General features: G+C 65.0%; 8 protein-coding genes. 2 read left to right on the top strand and 6 right to left on the bottom strand.

The genetic code is table 11. The features are described from left to right. Positions 1-23 precede the first annotated feature (23 nt). Both BLR69_RS05330 and BLR69_RS05325 read right to left on the bottom strand, forming a co-directional pair. On the bottom strand, positions 24-1,745 hold the full coding sequence (locus BLR69_RS05330; protein WP_071495739.1) for a ShlB/FhaC/HecB family hemolysin secretion/activation protein: 1,722 nt from the start codon (positions 1,743-1,745) through the stop codon (positions 24-26). A gap of 186 nt (positions 1,746-1,931) precedes the next feature. Continuing rightward, complete coding sequence (locus tag BLR69_RS05325) at positions 1,932-2,873, bottom strand: helix-turn-helix domain-containing protein (RefSeq protein WP_083365770.1); 942 nt, start codon at positions 2,871-2,873, stop codon at positions 1,932-1,934. Between the two features lie 337 nt (positions 2,874-3,210). Here BLR69_RS05325 and BLR69_RS05320 point away from each other — a divergent pair, with 337 nt between their 5' ends. After that, positions 3,211-5,193, top strand: a complete 1,983-nt coding sequence (locus tag BLR69_RS05320) for a TonB-dependent receptor (protein WP_232000955.1) — start codon at positions 3,211-3,213, stop codon at positions 5,191-5,193. Between the two features lie 127 nt (positions 5,194-5,320). Here the strand turns inward: BLR69_RS05320 and BLR69_RS05315 are convergent, their stop codons facing one another. From BLR69_RS05315 to BLR69_RS05300, 4 genes are all read right to left on the bottom strand, one after another. Next, positions 5,321-5,779, bottom strand: a complete 459-nt coding sequence (locus BLR69_RS05315; protein ID WP_071495742.1) for an REP-associated tyrosine transposase — start codon at positions 5,777-5,779, stop codon at positions 5,321-5,323. Between the two features lie 214 nt (positions 5,780-5,993). Beyond that, on the bottom strand, positions 5,994-8,141 hold the full coding sequence (locus BLR69_RS05310) for a TonB-dependent receptor (RefSeq protein ID WP_071495743.1): 2,148 nt from the start codon (positions 8,139-8,141) through the stop codon (positions 5,994-5,996). Between the two features lie 33 nt (positions 8,142-8,174). Next, a complete protein-coding gene (locus BLR69_RS05305) occupies positions 8,175-11,237 on the bottom strand; it encodes an ABC-2 transporter permease (protein WP_071495744.1) in 3,063 nt (1,020 codons plus the stop codon). Continuing rightward, positions 11,234-12,118 (bottom strand): ABC transporter ATP-binding protein, encoded by an 885-nt coding sequence (locus BLR69_RS05300; protein ID WP_071495745.1) that lies wholly within the window; start codon positions 12,116-12,118, stop codon positions 11,234-11,236. Before BLR69_RS05300 ends, BLR69_RS05305 begins: the two co-directional genes overlap by 4 nt. Before the next feature lie 298 nt (positions 12,119-12,416). On the opposite strand from BLR69_RS05300, the gene BLR69_RS05295 reads away from it, so the two are divergent. Continuing rightward, entirely contained in the window at positions 12,417-18,836 is a 6,420-nt protein-coding gene (locus BLR69_RS05295; protein ID WP_071495746.1) for a non-ribosomal peptide synthetase, read from the top strand. The last annotated feature ends 2 nt before the right edge of the window (positions 18,837-18,838 follow it).

Below are 18,838 nucleotides of genomic sequence, written 5' to 3'. Positions count from 1 at the left end.
GATGCCCAAGGGGCGGTAAAGATTTAAAGAAAGAAATCCATACGGAAATAGATCGGTGCTTCACGTTCAGTGATCGGCCCCGGTCGTTCCAAAGAGTGCGCAAAGGTCACCGTGGCGGCGACGTTCGGACCACGCGCGAACAGCTCCACCGAATTACTGGTCATGCGCCCGTGCTGTTCAGCGGTGTAACGTCCATGGCTGATCACGCCCTGGTCGTAACCGAGGCTGGTGCCGTATTCGTTGAATGCTGGCTGCAGCCACGCCCAGGTCACCGGGCGGGCCCAGCGCAGGTCGTTGCGCCAGTAGCCGCCGCTGTCGCCGGCCAGGCTTTGGTCCTTGTAACCGCGAATCGACGACTGGCCGCCCAGGCTCACGCGTTGCGGGCTGAACAGCACATCTTCGCTGCGCTGGCCGGTCATCAAGCTACTGAAACTGAATGACTCGCCCCACAGCTTGAAGGGGTACAGGTAGCTCACCGTCGCGGTGTATTTGCGGTAGCGCGCATCCGCCTGGCCGGGCCGTGGGTTGTGGTTGGCCTGGGCGTCGAAAGCGCCAATGCCGTCCTGCATGCCCAGGTCGATGTTGAGGAATGAACCGCCAATGCGCCGGCCGTGGTTGATGCCAAATTGCGCTTCGCTGAGGCGGTGGCTGCTCAGGGCGAGCTTGCTGTCTTCGATGAAGTTGTTGGTGCGCAGGTAGGCCACGCCGGTACTGAGGGAGGTCTTGCTCAGGGCGTCGCGGTGGACGACGCGTTCCAGGCGCAGTTGATGGTTCTGGGTGTCGCCGGACTGCTTGAAGCTGAAGCCACTGGCCTGGGCCTGGGAACGGTACTCGGTTTCGCTGTAGCTGTAATTGAGGTTCCACCAGCCGAAGGGCAGGTTGTAGTTGAGCATCGAGTTGCGTGAGGTTTTCTGATGATCGCTGACGGCGTCGTGTGCGCCACGCAGGGAGAGTTGGTCGGCCAGGCCCAACGGATTGTCCCAGTCCAGACTGACGCCCCACTGCTGTTCGCCAGTGGCACGCTGGCCGCCGTTGTGGCGTGACAGACCAACACGCCAAGGCTTTTTCGGGGTGTTTTTCACCAGTACTTCGCTGCCGCCAACTTCCTTGCCCGGTGCCAGTTCCATCTGCGCCTGGTTCGAAGGCAGGCGGTTCAACTGGTCAACCATCTGCTCGATCTCGCGCAGGTTGAGCAATTCGCCGGGCTTGCCTGGGAAGCTCATGCTCAGTTGACGGTCAGTGATGCCGCTACCCGCCTCGCCCTTCATGCCCTCCAGCCGACCTTCGATCACCTGCACTTTCAGGTTGCCGCTGGAGAGGTCCTGCTGGGGCAAGTAGGCGCGGCTGGTGACCAGGCCCTTGGCCAGGTAGTAGTCGGTGATGACCTTGAGCAACGCGTTGAGCTGTGGCACGCCAAGGCATTGGTCGATGTAGGGCTTGAGCAGACGGGCTCTCTCACCGTCGGACAGGCTGTCGGCGCCAGTGAGTTCGATGGTCTTGATGGCGAAGCAGCGCGTGTCAGCAGGCGCCGCCGGTTTGGCAGGAACGGCGGCTTTGCCGGGCAGGTCCTTGAGTTCTTCGAGGCGGCGTTGTTGCTCTTCGAGCAGGCGATCCTGGCGGTCGCGGATCAGGTCGGTGACGCCGGGCGTGTTCTGCAAAGGCGCGGCGTGAGCCATCCCGGCGGTGCCCAGGCAAAAAAAAGCGGACAGCAGGCTGAGCCTGGTCCGATGTACCAAACGCCACATTTCTAGATCCCTCTAAATGGCCTTATGCCATCAACGGTCAGCGATCTTAGGGTGGCAATTTGATGACGTCAATTAAATGTACGAGTATGTTTCGGCGTTGATACCAGCAGTTCCTTATCCTGCGCAAATATATTCTTTAGCATCAACCAGTTACCGTCCCGTGTAAGACATAGGCCGAGTACACCTTTAAAACGATCTACCGCGCCCACCATTTTTAAGTGTCGACGGGTTGATTCCAAACTGCTTGCGGAACGCCGTCGCAAAGTGGCTGGCGTTGGCGTATCCGAGGTCCGAGGCGATGCGCATCACAGACTCGTTGCCGCTCATCAAGCGTGCGCGTGCCTGGATCATGCGCGTCTGTTGAAACACGCCATACACGCTGTTGGCGAACAACTCACGAAAGCCACGGGTCAATTTGGGCTGGCTCAGCCCTGATTCGCGCGCCAGTTCGGACAGGCTTGGCGCCTTGCCCAGGTCTTCGAGCAAACGATCGCGGGCACGCACCAGCCGTTGCCGATCAGTGTGGCTGACCCGGCAGGTGCATTTGGCATCCTGGCGTGCTTCCAGGAACAAACTGACCAGCGTGACGCTTTGCCCGTACATCCACAGGCTGCTGCGCGGCTGGGTTGGCGGCAGGTTTGCGCCCTGGTCCATGGCTGTGCCGATCATGTGCGCGGTCGCGCTCATTTCACCGCTGCGATGACCGTCGAGAAAACAGTGGTCACAGGCGAGCGCCTTGTTCAGCAGCGGATCGAGCGTGAGTTCCCACTGCGCGAGCAATTCGGGGCGGATCATCACGGTGATGTTGTCGATCTCGCCATGCTGGTGGTAAAGGCCGTGGCGGCAACGGCCAAAACTGATGCTGCCCGAGCCTTCGTCAATGGCGTAGCGCCGCTGCCGGCGCCCGTCGCTGAAGCTGCACGCGGCCTTGCCCTTGAGCAGATTGGTGAAGCTGAAATGGATGCACTCGCTGTCGTCCTGCAAGGGCAATTCGATGGGCTGCTCGAAGGTGCTTTGCCAGCGCACGATATCGAGCCCGTCCTGCAATGATACGCGGGTGACGCGGCAATGCGCTCCGGGTCCGAGGTCGTTCCCATAGCCTCCCGTAATGATTCGCGAGACTGGCATCGTCTCCCCTGCGCCTCCTTGAACGGCTGACATCGTTAATCTCCTGGCTGACCGGATACGGCTCGAATCAGACCACATCGGGGTAGAACTGCGCAATTGATAATTATTAGCATCTGGCGCGCCACACTTACTCCGCCAAGTTGCCGCTGTATTTGAGCAACGCGCGCCGATCAGAACCCTCAGTCAAGGTCCCATCATGTCTGCACGATGCAACACGACGGCTACCCGCCAATCTTGCTATAAACGTAATACTATAACAATAGCAATCACGCTGACACTGGCCAATTCGGCCTTCGCCGACACAGACACCGCCCCGCTGCAACTGCCCGCCTCCACCGTGACCGCACGTATGGAGCAGGAAGATCCCAAGGACGTGCCGATCAGCCTCAGCGTGATCAGTGGCGAACAGTTGCGCACCCAGCGCCTCGACACACTGGAGAGCGCCCTGCGCAACACCTCCGGCGTCAGCGTCAACTCCTCCGGTGGCCCGAACGACTTCAATGTGCTGATCCGCGGCGTCGGTTCGCTGTACCAGATGTCCATGGATGACAGCTCGGTGGCGTTCAATATCGACGGCGTACCGGTGTCGTCGCGCAGCCTCGGTTTCGGCACGCTGGACGTCGACCGCATCGAAGTGCTCAAGGGGCCGCAAGGCACAATGTCCGGTGCACTCGGCCAGGCCGGCGCGGTGAACATCACCACGCGCCAACCCACCCGCGAACTTGAAGGGTATGTGCGCGGCGAAGTCGGCCAGGAAGGCCAGTTCCTCACCGAAGGCGCCGTCGGCGGGCCGATCAGCGATAGCCTCAGCGGTCGCCTGGCGGTGCGGCGCGCCGGCTACGACAGCTGGATCGACAACGACCAGACCCACCACCCGATCACCAAGCCGCGCAATGAAGCCTACCGCGGCAGCCTGCTCTGGGACCTCAACGACGACACCCACGTGCTGGTCAGCGCCGAACGCCAGAAAACCGAGCGCGCCACCAACTCCCTGGTACTGCGGCCCTACGGCAGCAACCCCAGCCTCGACCTGACGCCCGGCCTGTTCGATGACAACTACAAGACCACCGAGCGCTACACGCTCAAGGTCGATCACGACTTCGCCAACAGTCGCCTGACCTCTACCACCGCCACCGGTACCGCCGACTTCGAAGGCCTGATCGCCTACGACAGCAAACTGATGGGCGCCTTGTACGGCACGCCCAGCGAATTCTGGGTGGTGGACAAATCCTTCGAACGCAACTGGAGCCAGGACCTGCACCTGAGTTCCCTGCCCGACTCCGAGGTGTTCTGGGTCGCCGGTGTCGCCGCCAGCCGCAACGAGCGCAGCTACGATACGCCACGCAACACCTACGGCACTGCCAGCGCCAAGTTCCGTGACTTCACCACCACCACGTATGCCGGCTACGGCGAAGTCACCTTCCCCCTTACCGAGCGCCTGAAACTCACCACCGGCTACCGCCACTCCTGGGACCGCAAGACCTACGATGGCCAGTATTTCTCCGGCAGCAGCGCCGTGGATGACTCACGCAAGCTGACCGATCACTACGGCACCGGCCGCGCCGCGCTGAGCTATGCCATCACGCCGCAGACCAACGTCTACGTGCAGTTGGCACGGGGCTATAAATCCGGTGGGTTCAATGACTATGCGTCGCAGGTCAGCGACAGCCAGCCGTACAAGGCGGCCGTCAGCAAGGCGGCTGAGCTGGGTTTCAAGAGTGAAACCGAAGACCGCCGTGGCAGCCTCAACGGTGCGCTGTTCTTCACCCGCGTGCACGACGACCACTTGCTCGGCTACGACGCGGCGACCTTCGCTACCAACGCCTTCAACGCCGACACCCGCACCCGTGGCGCCGAACTGGAAGGCAGCTGGCGCTTCGATTACGGCCTGACCCTGGCCGCCAGCGCCACCTACCTCGACGCCAAAATCACCAGCGGCGTGCAAGGCATCCAGGCCGGCGACGTTGCCGCCGGCAACCGCACCCCGGATGTGCCACGCTGGAGCGGCAACTTCAACGCCAGCTGGAAACACCCGCTGGGCACCTTCGCCAGCCTCGGCGAAACCACCCTCAACACCAGCCTCAACTACCACCTGGTGGGCGAGCGTGCAGCCGACCCGCAGAACCACTTCAACCTGGACAACTACGAGAAACTCGACCTGCGCGCCGGCCTGGAAAGCAAGTTCGGCGAAGTCTATGCCTTCGCCGACAACCTGCTGAACCAGACCTACGACACCTACGGTTTCTACAGCGACCCGGTGGCCTACGGCGCACCGGCGCGCCGCCGTACGCTGGGAGTGGGCTACACCTACCAATTCTGACCACCCCACTCCCACTGTAGGAGCGAGCTTGCTCGCGAAGAGCCCGAGAGCGCCGCGTTCATCCAGGATGCCCACGCTATCGTTGAGGTTCCTTCGCGAACAAGCTCGCTCCTACAGGGAAGGTGGGTTATAGCCAGATGGCGTCCCACAAGGGGTACTCGCCAATGTGCTCGACCAGGCCAGCACGCAATGGGTTGGCGACGATATAGCGCGCCATGGCCCTCAAGTCGTCTTCGCGACGCAGTGCCCGATCAAAGTAACCCTTCTGCCACAGCGCTCCCTGGAGCCCTCTCGCTGTATTGATCATTCGTGCGCTTCGCGATTTGGTGATGCGCATCAATCTCGGTAAATCGCCGTTATGCAACTCGACCAGCCAATGGAAATGATCCGGCATGACCACCCAGGCCAGCGATGTTGCCTCGCCGTCTGCCTGAGCACGCCTGAACTCGCTGACCAACAGCCGGCCGATGCGCCAGTCCTCAAAGATGCGTTGTCGTTGGTAGGTAATCGCCGTGAGCAGGTAAATACGGCCGGTTTCCGAGTAGCGGCCCAAACGTAGACGATGGGCGTTTTGCTGGGTGGACATTCCGTCGTCCTCTTCTATGGATAGAAGAGAAACGGTAGGTCTCCTTAGCGTCTATTGGCGTTTAACAGTAGTACCAGATATGTCCCGGCTGCCCGAACTCTGTAGGAGCGAGCTTGCTCGCGAAGAGCCCGAGAGCGCCGCGTTCATCCAGGATGCCCGCGTTATCATTGAGGTTCCTTCGCGAGCAAGCTCGCTCCTACAGTGACGAGTGATCTCAGAAGGTGTAGCTGTAGCCCACCCCCGCCGAACGCCCACGGCCGGGCATGCCGGTCAGTACCGTATCGGTGGAATATGAACCGTACAGGTCATACCGCGCATCCAGCAGGTTGTCGCCCCACAGGTAGACTTCCGAACCACCGCTCTCCAGGCCCAGGTGCAAGTCCAGCTTGGCGTAGCCCTTGAGGTCGTAGTGGTTTTGCGCATCGGCCGGGCGGTTTTTCTGTACGCGATAATTGAGCAAGGTGTTCAGGCGTGGCGTCGGCAACCCGAGGAACGCGCCCAGGTTCCTCTGCCAGGCAACACTGAAATTTCCGCTCCACAGCGGCACATCCGGCACACGACTGCCTGCCGCCACATCACCGCCGGACACACCGGGCGCGTCCGAGGTCACCACCGCATTGGTGTAGCTCACGGCGCTGCCCAAGGTCAGTTCATCGGTGACGTGCCAGGTGCTCGACAGCTCGGCCCCCTTGCTGCGGGTGTCGGCATTCACGGCGCTGACCGCCAGGGTGTTGAAGTCGTAGCCCAGCAGGTGGTCGTCCTGCACGCGGGTGATGAACAACGCCCCTTCCAGGCTCAGTTCGCCCCCGGCACTTTCATGCTTGAAGCCCAGTTCGGCGGCGTTGACCTTGGCAGCCTTGTAGGGCTCGCTGTCCTTGACCGACGTGGCGTAGTCGTTGAACCCGGCCGACTTGTAGCCCCGCGACAGCAGCGCATAGACATTGGTCTGCGGCGTCAGCGCGTAGCTCAACGCCACGCGCCCGGTGGTGTAGTCGTCCTGCAGGCGCCGATTGTCGCTGACCACAGCACCGCCACTGGCATAGTCCCCGCCATAGGTCTTGCGGTCCCAAGTGTGGCGCAAGCCGGTGGTGAGCTTCCAATCCTCGGCAATCGGGTACGTCACTTCACCGTAGGCGGCATAGCTGTTGGTGCTGAAGTCGCGGGTCTGCCGGGCTCCACTCGTGAAGTTGTCGGAATCGAAACTGCGCTCGGAGCGCGACAGGTTGACCCCGGTCACCCAGAACACATCGGCATCCGCCAGGGAGCCCAGGCGCAGGTCCTGGCTCCACACCTGCTCATGGGCGGAGTCTTCGATCAGGTATTCGAACGGCGCACCGTACAGTGCGCGAGTGATCGTGCGGTCATAGCCCTTGACGGCATTGAAGTCGGTGCTGGTGTAGGCGCTGACCGACGTGATCCGTGCCTGCGCCAGGTCATGGTTGAGCTCAAAGGAGTAACGCTCGTTGGTCTTGCGGTTGCCATCGAACGTGCCCGGGGTGTAGTCCAGGCTGGGACGGTTGCCGAACGGGCGCAATATTTCCAGGCCTGCATAGTGATCGGCGCGCTGGCGCTCGGCGGTCAACAGGCCGGTGGTGCCCTGGTCGTTGTCCCACAGCAGGCTGCCGCGCAGGGCGAGGTCCCGGGGTTTGGTCAGCGGGTCGCCGTCCTGCCGGTCATCCACCCAGTTGTCGAAGCCGCTGCGGCGCACGGCGATGCGCCCCGCCAGGGAATCGGTCAACGGCCCACCGACGGCGCCTTCGGTCATGAACTGGCCTTGCTGGCCTGCCTCACCGCGCACATAACCTTCCAGCTCACGGGTGGGTTTGCGGGTGGTCACGTTGATCGCACCGGCCTCGCTGTTACGGCCGAACAACGTGCCCTGCGGCCCCTTGAGCACTTCCACCTGCTGCACGTCGAGGGTGGCCATTGCGGCGTTGCGCACCGACATCGGCACCCCGTCCACATTCAACACCACCGAGCCGTCATCCATGCTCATCTGGTTCAGCGAGCCAATCCCGCGAATACGCACGTTGGCATCGTTGGCGCCGCCCCATGAGTTGACATCCACGCCAGGTGTGGTGCGCAGCGCGTCTTCCAGGGTGCGCAAACGCCGGGTTTCGAGGGTTTGCCCATCGATGACCGACAGGCCGAAGGGAATGTCCTTGGCGCTTTCCTGGCTCAGCCGCGCGCTGACGGTCAGCGGAGCCAGCTCGATGGCCTGGGTATCCGCAGCGGGTTGCGCGTCTGCGGCATAGGCCGAGCACATCTGGCTGGACAGGGTCAGCGCCAGGGCTTGGGTCAGCACATTGGCACGCCAGCCGCGCGGACGGCGCAGCGGCTGGATGGAGAGTTCAGGTGACATGGCAAAGCTCCAAAAGGCAGGGATGATTCAAACTCATTGCGCGTGGCCCCAGCGCTTGAGCGCAGCAGCGATCGCAGGTTCAGAGGGCGCGCCCAGCAGTGGCTGGATCGCGGTTGGCCATCCCTGGCCCTGTCGAATGTCGGCGGTCATCGCCATCAGTTGCGCGGGCGTCTGTGCGGCCACCCAGTCCAGGCTGACCAGCGGCGCATAGGCCGCCGCCCAGCCGTGTTCACGTGCGTCGGCCAGCGTACCGATGGGTTCGCCGTCATTGCCCAGCGCGCGGGTCAGGTCATCGGCCATCAGTTTCACCAGGGCGGCGCGGGCATCCGGGCCGTCCACGTCGCCTACGCACAGCAAACCAACTGCGCCGGCCACACCCTGGCTCAACCACACATGGCCGGGCGCCCGGCGCAGGTCACTGGCGTCGATCAATACCTGCCGTGCAAGCAGCTCAGCGAGGTGTGCACGGCGGGTCCAGCGCCCAACCCCCACAGGTGCCACGTCCCAGTCCGGGGAATGACTGAGCAGTAAATGGCCGTTGCTCAGGCGGCTCGCACCCATGCCGGTTGGCCATTGGCTGACCTGTTCTACATCCGGCCGAGTGCCCAGGCGGTGCGCCACACAGGCAACCATGGCGTCGAGGTCTGCTTGCACTTCACCAGCGGTTTGTTCGCGGCTGGCATCCACGTGACCCGATGGCCCATAGGCAAAGTCCAGTGGCCCCGCGCTGCTGCCGGTAACGCTGCGGTTGCCGAAATTGACCTGCCATTGCCAATCGCCCGCAGGCGCAACCGCATCCGCCGCCACCGCCGATTGCACCGGCAGGTCCGGCACGTCAGGGGCCAGCCCGGCTTCGCGACGTTGCAGCGGTGCACGCAATAGCCGTTCTGGGTCCAGGCCCAGGCGTGGCACTGCGCGGCGGGCTTCCAGCCACGTGCCCTGCGGCCCCAGCCAGAACGCTTCGCCCTCGGCCGGCCAGCCACGGGCCGTCACCCGCCATTGCAGCTCCACGCTGCAAGCCTGCGTCGCGCAGCCCGCCACGGGCACGCGCAGGTGGTCGCTTGCCTGTTGAAAGTCGACGGGGCGCCCCATCACGCTCACTGCTGTCACCTGCAAACCAGGCGGCAGCTCTGCGTCCAGGTTCGCCGCAACGACCCCGTCCAGTCGCCACTGGCCCATGACCTCACGTGCCTTAGCATCGACCTGCAACTGCAGGCGCCCACCCACGACCTGCCAGGCCCCCGCTCCCGCGAGCCATTGGCGCTCCCAGTCGGCGCGTGCGGCGCGTTGCTCGGCGATCGACTGATAATCGCCCTGCTCCACCAGGTGCTTGTGCAACAGCACGCCACAGCCCAATAAGCCGAGAATGCCCACCGCCAGCAACGCACCGGGCAAGCCCAGCAGACTGCGGCGCAGGTCGCTGAACCGACGACGCTCCGGCCCACGGGGCAACACCAGCGCCGCCAAGGCCAGCAACACCAGGCAGCCGGCGAGTTTCCAGCCCGTCAACGTCGCAAGATAGGGCAACCACGGCGCCCAGCCGGTCAGCAGCGACAGGCTCACATGCGCGGGGATTGCCATGGCATAGGCCGGATAGGTGACCAGGCCCAACTCATGGTTGAGCGCCAGGAAAAACGTCAGCAGCATCGATGTCGCATACGCCAGCCCGGAGCGACGGATCAACGCGTGCACGCACACGCTGAGCATCGCCAACTCCAGCAACGGCGGCGCAAACACCAGCGCCTGGTAGATCAACACAAAGCCCGGGGCCAGGTTCTCGGGAGCGGCAATGGCGCTGATCACCAGGCTGGCGATGCCCGGTATCAGTGCCAGGACCAGCGTGGCCGCCAGCACACAGGCCACCCGCCCCAACAAACGCAGCCAGGCAGGTGCCGGGGTCGCCTGCAACATCGCGCCGAGGCCTTCGACGTCATCGCGTCGGCACACCAACCCGACCAGCGCCGCGACAATAAATGCAAGCACCAGAAACAGCGCGCTCGACAGCAATGGCAAGGTCAAATCCGCGCGGGGCACCATCGGCCCGCGCACATGCCACACCCCATGCACAAAACCACTGAGCACGCCCATCACCAGCAGCAGGCCAAGGGCGACCCACCAGATACGCCGAGCGAACAATTGGCGTACCTGCCAACGCGCTTCGCACCACAACGCCCGCGGCCAGTGGCTGGCCGATAGCGGCCCTGGCAACGTGGCAGTGGTGGCCGCCAGCATCGGTGGTTCGGCGAGCACCGCACCGCTGCGACGCCCCATCAAGCTTTGGCGGCTGACACGCGCCAACACCACCGCCAGCAGCAGCAAAGGCAGCACGCACCACACCACGCGGTTGAGCCAGAATCCCGGGGTCAGTGCCAATAGCGACTGGGACTTTTGCGCCGCGCTCCAGGTCTCGACCTGAGCCTGGGCAAAGGTGAACAGCGAAGGATCCAGGCTGGCCGCCAACAACGGGTTGATATGCCCGCCCTTGAGCACCACCACCGCAAACATCCACAGCAGCATCAACAGCGTGGCCAAGCCAAACGGTGCGGCCAGCCCACGGCTGCGCAGCGCCAGCAGGTAATACAACGCACCCATCCCGCTGCTCACTGGCAACAACAGGGCGACCCAAGCAAAGCCGAGTGCCGACCACACCGGCGCGCCGATACTGGCCGCTGGCACCCAGCCGAGCCAGCCCAACACCGGGCTGATCAGGAAGCCGACAATCAGCGAACTGGCCAGCAAGCCACCCACCAAAGCCGCGCCGATAAAGCGTCCCCACAACAACGCCGGCAGCGACAGTGGCAAGGCCAGCAACACCTCTTCCAACTGAGCCTTGCGGTCCCTCAGGGCGGGTTGGGCAAACACCCAGGCCCAGGCAAAAAACAGGAAGAACATGCAGCCGCACGACATCAGGTAAATCAGGCTCGGCGCATTGCGGGCGATGTCACTGGCGCCCATCTTCTGCACGTAGTCGGCATTGGTCAGGGACATCAGCAGGTAGCCGGTGAGGCCGAGAAACACCAGCAGCGGAATGCCGCTGCGCAGCCCGGCACGCACTTCCACCCAGGCCTCGCGCATCACTAAAGCGAAGGTATTCATACGTCCACGGCCTCGCCGGCCTGGGCCAGTGCCAGGTAATAGATGTCTTCCAGGCGTGGGGCGTGAGGCACGAAGCGTGGGTCGGCGGGACGCTCGCCATGCACGATCACGCGGCTGCCTTCGGGGCTCGCCGCTACATGCAGCGCGGCGGGCAGCGGCTCGCCACGGCCAAACGGCGCCTCCCACAAGCGGCCTTGCTCGGCACCGAGCAGGTCGGCCGGGCGCCCCTCGACAATGATCTGCCCACGCGCCAGGACCGCCAGGCGGCTGCACAGGTTCTCGACGTCTTCCACGATATGCGTCGAGAGCAGCACGATGGACTCGGCGGCCACGTCGGCCAGCACCCGATGGAATCGATTGCGTTCGGCCGGATCCAGGCCCGCCGTGGGCTCATCGACGATCAGCAAGCGCGGTGAACCCACCAGCGCCATGGCGATGCCAAAGCGGCGCAGCATGCCGCCCGAATAGGTGGCGAGCGCACGGTGGGCGGCCTGCTGCAAATTGACCTTGTCCAGCAGGCCCTCGATTTCTTCACGGCGCTGGCGCTGATCGGTGCGGCCCTTGAGCCAGGCAAAGCGGTCAAGCAGGTCCCGCGCACTCACCCCTGGGTAGGCGCCCAACTGCTGTGGCAGGTAACCCAGTCGGCGGCGCAAATGATCGGCATCGGCCAGCACGTCCACGCCATCCAGGTGAATGCTGCCCGCATCCGCTTGCTGCAAGGTCGCAAGGGTGCGCATCAGGCTGCTTTTGCCTGCGCCGTTGGGGCCGAGCAAACCGTACATGCCTGGGCCGACGCTCAGGTCCACGCCGCGCAGCGCCTCGACCCCATTGGTGTAGCGCTTGCGCAGGCCGCGCACCTGTAAACCTGAATCAACTGACATCCGCAACTCCCTCGAGGACAAGCCCTGCAAGAGGGCGGCGAGCGACGGTAGTCAAGGCCGTGGGGCGGGCTCTACCCGATTCAAGTCATTTTCCAACCGTATCGCACGAGCATTCGGCGCGGCGTCCCACGGCGCCAGTGCTCAAACCCGCACCGCCCAAACGGATACGGGGCAAAAACGATTCGATGCGGGTAGTCGCCAAAATGAGAATGACTAGCATCTTCCCCCATGTAACTGCCTGCCCCCAGCGCCTGGGCCAACCCCGGCCCGGGCCCTAGCGATGAGAAGACGTTGAGCCATGGCCACTCCCAGCACCTCAACCGCAACACTGCTGCGCCAGTCCCTGTCCGAAGCCCTCGGCCAGCCCGCCGACCAGATTCCCCTGGAGGCCAACCTGATTGAATGGGGGCTGGACTCCGTCACCCTGATTCGCCTCGCCGGCCAATGGCGCCGCCACGGCCTCGCCGCGCGCTTTGCCGAGCTGGTGGCAGACCCGCGCCTGTGTGCCTGGCTGAGCCTGCTCGACAGCGCCGCCCTCGCCCCCCGCGCCGTCAGCACCGCCCAGGACGACGGGCAACCCTTCGAACTGGCGCCCATGCAACACGCTTACTGGATCGGGCGCACACCCGGCCAACAGCTGGGCGGCGTGGCGGCCCACTTCTATAACGAATTCGACGGACACGACGTTGACCCGATCCGGCTGGACGCGGCCGTGCGTGCACTGCTGGCGCGCCACCCGATGTTGCGGGCGCAATTTCTGGAGGACGGCCGCCAGCAGATTCTCGCGCACAGCCCGTGGTCGGGCCTGAAAGTGCATGACCTGCGCCAGGCCAGCGCCGAGCAGGTGCAGCAGCGCCTCGCCGCGTTGCGCAGCGAGTTGTCCCATCGCCAACTGGCCGTGGACCAGGGCCAGGTGCTGGACATCCAATTGTCCTTGCTGCCCCACGGCACGCGCCTTCACCTGAACCTGGACATGCTCGCCGCCGACGCGCTGAGCCTGCGCACCCTGCTTGGCGACCTGGTGCAGCTGTACCGTGGCCAGCCCCTGCCTGCGCTGGGCTACACCTTTGCCCGCTACCTGGCCGACCTGCGCCAGGAACAGGCCGGCCCAGAGCCGCGCGAACGCCATGCGCAAGCGCGCGAGTACTGGTTGCAGCGCCTGGATCAACTGCCTGCCGCGCCGAGTCTGCCGATCAACCCACAAGGCGATGATCACCAGGTACGACGCCGTCACCACTGGCTGTCGCCATCCCACCGCAAAGCCTTTGAACGGCATGCCCGCGAGCACGCGCTGACCCCGGCCATGGCCCTGGCGGCAGTGTTCTGTGAAGCCCTCGGCACCTGGAGTGATAGCCCCGAACTGTTGCTCAACCTGCCACTGTTCAATCGCACAGCGTTGCATGCGGACATCGACCGGGTGGTCGGCGACTTCACCTCCTCCCTTCTATTGGCCTGGGATGGCCGCGTGGCCGGCAGCTTTGTCACCCGCGCCAAGGCCTTGCAGAAGCGCTTCCACGCGGATGCCGGGCACAGCGCCTTTTCCGGCCTGGAGGTGCTGCGCGAGCTGTCCCGACAACGCGGTGAGCAAGTGCTGGCGCCTGTGGTGTACACCAGCGCGCTGGGCCTGGGCGAGCTGTTCGCCGACGGTGTGCAGCAGAGCTTTGGCGAGCCGGCGTGGATCATTTCCCAGGGGCCGCAGGTGTGGCTTGACGCACAGGTCACCGAACTGGACGGCGGCATCCTGGTCAACCTGGATGCTCGCGAAGGCTTGTTCGCCGAGGGTGTGCTGGACGGGTTGTTCAACGCCTATACCGACGTGCTGCAACGCCTGTGCCGCGAGTCTTCAGCCTGGCACAGCGCGCCGCCCGCGCTGCTCCCCGCCACTCAACGGGCGGTGCGCAACGCAGCTCAAGGCCAGGCGGCTGCGCTGCCGACCCAACGCCTGCACGAGGCGTTTTTTGCCCAGGCCCGCCTGACCCCCGATGCGCCCGCGCTGCTGCAGGCTGATCTGGCAGCCATCACTTATGCCGAACTCGCCGAGCGCGCCTTGCAGGTGGCGGCGTCCCTGCAAGCCCAGGGCATCGGGCGCGGCGATGTGGTGGCCCTGCAACTGCCCAAGGGGCCTGAGCAAGTGATCGCGGTGCTGGGCATCCTGGCCTGCAGTGCCACCTACCTGCCGATCGGTCATGACCAGCCTGTCGCCCGTTGCCAGAAGATCTGCGCCTCGTCAGGCGCACGCCTGTTGCTCACGCAATTGCCCACCTGCGCCGCAGCGCTGGACGCACCAAGGCCCGGCAGCGTCAACGACCTGGCCTACATCCTCTATACCTCGGGCTCCACCGGCGAGCCCAAAGGCGTGGAAATCAGCCATCTGGCGGCTGCCAATACCCTGGAAGACCTGCAACGACGCCTGCAACTGGGCAGCGACGACCGCGTCCTGGCGCTTTCCGCGCTGGAGTTCGACTTGTCGGTGTTCGACCTGTTTGCCGCGCTGGGCACCGGCGCGGCGGTGATCATCATCGAACCCGAGGCGCAACGTGACGCCGAACGCTGGCGTGCGCTGGCCGTGCAGCACCGCGCCAGCGTGCTCAACTGTGTGCCGGCGCTGCTCGACATGCTGCTCGGTTGTGCCGCCGAAGACGCTGCCCTGCCGCTGCGTGCGGTGTTGCTGGGCGGTGATAAAGTCGCCCCGGACCTGCCACAGCGGCTGTGGGCCCAGGCGCCCGGCTGCCGTTTCATGGCGCTGGGTGGCGCCACGGAAACCGCGATTCACTCGACCCTGTTCGAAGTGCACCCCGGCCAGGTGCTGCACTGGCATTGCCTGCCCTATGGCAAGCCACTGGACAACGTCAGCCTGCGCATCGTCGACCACCTGGGTCGCGACTGCCCGGACTGGGTCGCCGGTGAGCTGTGGATCGGCGGGACCGGTGTTGCCGAAGGCTATCGCCATGATCCGGTACGCAGCGCCGAACGGTTTGTCGAGTACCAGGGCCTGCGCTGGTACCGCACCGGTGACAGCGCACGCTACCACCCCGACGGCAACGTCGAATTCCTCGGGCGTACCGACTTCCAGCTCAAACTGCACGGTTACCGCATCGAAGCCGGGGAAGTGGAAAGCGCGCTGCTCGCCAGCCCCGGCGTCGAGCAGGCAGTGGCGCTGCTCAGCGGCCAGCACCTGGCCGCTGTGGTACGCCTGGCGGACGGCCCGGTGCAGCCCACAAAGGTCGAACTACCCGACCTGGCCGAACGCCTGCCGGCGTATATGATCCCCACGCTGATCCTTGGCTGCGCGCAATGGCCGCTGACCGCCAATGGCAAGGTCGACCGCAAGGTGCTCAACGGCTGGCTGGCCGCCAACCACAGCGGCGCGCAGCTTGATCTGTCGCCGCCCCAAGGCCGTGTGGAACAGCAGGTAGCCCTGGCCTGGCAACACTTGCTGGGCTGCGGCACGGTGTGTCGCGAGCACAATTTTTTTGCCCTCGGCGGCGACTCTTTGAGTGCCACGCGCCTGGTGCGCCTGCTGGCTGAGCAGGGGTTGGGCGGTGCGCGTATCGCCCAGGTGTTTGCCAAACCGGTGCTCGCGCAGTTCTGTGCCGACTTGCACCAGGAGGTCGAGGCCAAACCCTTACGCTCAGTGGTGCCCGACCTAGCGCAACGCCATGCGCCCTTCCCCATGACCGAGGTGCAGCAAGCTTACTGGCTGGGCCGTGACCCAAGCCTGGTGCTCGGTGGCGTGAGCTGCCACTTCTACCGTGAATACGACGTCGAAGACCTCGACCTGCCGCGCCTGCAACACGCGCTGCAGCGCCTGATCGAGCGTCACGACATGCTCCGTGCGGTGTTCGATCAAGCAGGCCAGGCGCGCATTCTGCGCGAGGTGCCCGCGTTCGTTATCGGCCAGGGCCATGCCAGCCTTGACGACCTGCGCGAGCACTGCGCCCATCGCGTGTTCGATCCAGGCCAGTGGCCGCTGTTCGATGTGCAGGCCGTGACGTTCGGGCGACATTCCCGGCTGGCCATCAGCCTGGACAACCTGATCCTGGACGCCCTGAGCATCCTGCGCTTCTACACCGAGCTTGACGCCTTGTACCGTCAGCCCGAGCAAGCATTGCCGGCGCTGGAACTGTCGTTCCGCGACTACCAGTTGCAGTCCGCCGTCGAGCCCGCCGAACGGCAGGCCGCACAGCGCTTCTGGGAGGAACGCTTGCCCGCGCTGCCACCCGCTCCGCAACTGCCGCTCGCCGCCGACCCCGCCAGCCTGGGACGCCCGCGCTTCGAACGCCTGCAAGGGCAAATCGGCGCCGAGGCCTGGCAGGCGATCCTGGCCAAGGCCCAGCAGCATGGCCTGACCGCCTCGGCCGTATTGCTCTGTGCCTTCGCCGAAACCCTTGGACGCTGGAGTACACGCCCGGACCTGAGCCTCAACCTCACCCTGTTCGACCGCCGCCCCTTGCACCCACAGATCGACCAGGTACTCGGCGACTTCACCTCGCTGACCCTGCTCGGTTATGTGCCTGTGCCCGGCGAACGCTGGATCGACCGCGCCCGGCGCACCCAGCAAACCCTGGGCGAAGCGCTGGAGCACCGCTGCATGGGTTCGGTCAGCCTGTTGCGGCAACTGGCCCGCACCAACGGTGAGCAACAGGTGAGCATGCCCGTGGTCTTCACCAGTGCGCTGGGCGTGCCGGACGGCACCGCCGCCCCCCAGGACGGGCCGTTCGCCAAGCAGGTGTTCGGCCTCACGCAAACGCCGCAGGTGTGGCTTGACCATCAAGTGGTGGAAGCCGACGGCGGCATCGCCTTGAACTGGGACCGCGTGGTTGGGCTGTTTCCCGAAGGCCTGGTCGAAGCGTTGTTCGCCGCCTACCTGCAGAGCCTCGACTGGCTGGCCGAACAGCCCTGGGACAGCGCACCGCCGGACCTGCTGCCGGTGGCCCAGGCAGCGCTGCGTGCACAGCTCAATGCCCCAGGGCCAGGCGTGCCGGGTGACCCGACGCTGCACCAGGGGTTCTTTGAACAGGCGCGCCAGGCGCCGCAACGCCCGGCCCTGCTGTGGGGCGCGCACGGCGCCCTGAGTTATGGCGAGCTCGCCGACCGCGCGCTGCGTATCGCCCACAGCCTGGTCGACGCCGGCGTCGCACCGGGTGACCTGGTAGCCGTGTCCCTGGCCAAAGGCCCGCAACAGATCGCCAGCGTGCTGGGCATATTGGCCGCGGGGGCCGCGTATCTGCCGGTAGGTGTGGACCAACCGCTGCAACGCTGCCAACGCATCCTGCAACAGGCCGGCGTGACCCTGATGCTCGCCGAGCATGACCCGCAGCTGCCGAGCGTCCAGCACCTGAAGCCATCCCTCGCGCAGAAAGCCACACCCCTGGCCGCGCCGCGCACGCTGGCGGCACACGAGCTGGCTTACGTGATCTACACCTCCGGCTCGACCGGCCAACCCAAGGGCGTGGAGATGACCCACCGGGCCGCGATGAACACCGTGGCCGAGATCAACCGCTGCTATGGCATCGACGCCACCGACCGTGGGCTGGCCCTGTCGGCGCTGGACTTCGACCTGTCGGTGTACGACCTGTTCGGCCTGCTGTCGGTAGGCGGCGCCCTGGTGTTGATCGAAGAAGACCAGCGCCGCGATGCACGGGCCTGGCTCAAGGCCCTGCAACAGCACCACGTGACACTGTGGAACAGCGTGCCGGCGCTGCTCGATATGCTGCTGGAAGCCAATGATCATGAGCGCCAGCCGCTGGCCCTGAAGGTGGCCTTGCTGTCCGGCGACTGGATCGGCCTCGACCTGCCCCAGCGCCTGCAGCAACAGGCCGCGCCGTGCCGCTTCATTGCCCTGGGCGGTGCCACCGAAGCGGCGATCTGGTCCAACCACTTCGAGGTGCGCCACACGCTGCCCGGCTGGCGCTCGATTCCCTACGGCGTGCCGCTGGCCAACCAGGCGTATCGGGTGGTCGATAGCGTGGGTCGCGATTGCCCGGACTGGGTCACCGGCGAGCTGTGGATCGGCGGTGCCGGTGTCGCCCGTGGCTACCGCCATGCACCGCAGTTGAATGCCGAACGCTTTGTCGACGGCTGGTACCGCACCGGCGACCTGGGTCGCTATCGCCCCGAGGGGCTGCTGGAGTTTCTCGGTCGCGCCGATACCCAGGTGAAAATCCGTGGCCATCGCATCGAACTGGGTGAAATCGAAGCCGCCCTGGCCCGGCATGCCTGCGTGAGCAGCGCCGTGGCGCTGGTGGCGGACAACCGGCTGATGGCTGCCGTCACCGCCAGTACCTGCGCCGAAGCATTGGCGCAACATCTGGAACAGTGCCTGCCGGCGTATATGCGCCCGGAACAGATCCTGGTACTGGAGCACCTGCCGCTGAGCAGCAACGGCAAAGTCGACCGCCGGGCGCTGCTGGCACCGTTGGCCGCCGCTGCACGCTCGCGCCCGCCCGTGGACGAACAACCCCGAGGCCCCACCGAGCAGGTGATCGCCGAACTCTGGCAGCACTTGCTCAACGTGCCGGGCGTGTCGCGCCATGACAACTTTTTCCGCCTGGGCGGCGACAGCCTGCTGGCCACGCGTTTCCTCGAAATGCTGCGCAGCCGCCTGGGCCTGGAACTGCCCATGGGCCAGCTGTTCGGCGCCGCCACCCTGGTGGACGTGGCGCAAATCCTTGAGCGCCGGCCCACCTCGCACCCCGTTGAAGAAGGCGCCATTTGATG

The organism is Pseudomonas azotoformans (assembly GCF_900103345.1).
Classification (GTDB): domain Bacteria; phylum Pseudomonadota; class Gammaproteobacteria; order Pseudomonadales; family Pseudomonadaceae; genus Aquipseudomonas; species Aquipseudomonas azotoformans.
The sequence above is the reverse complement of the archived record's forward strand: the minus strand, read 5'-3'. Positions and strand labels throughout refer to the sequence as shown.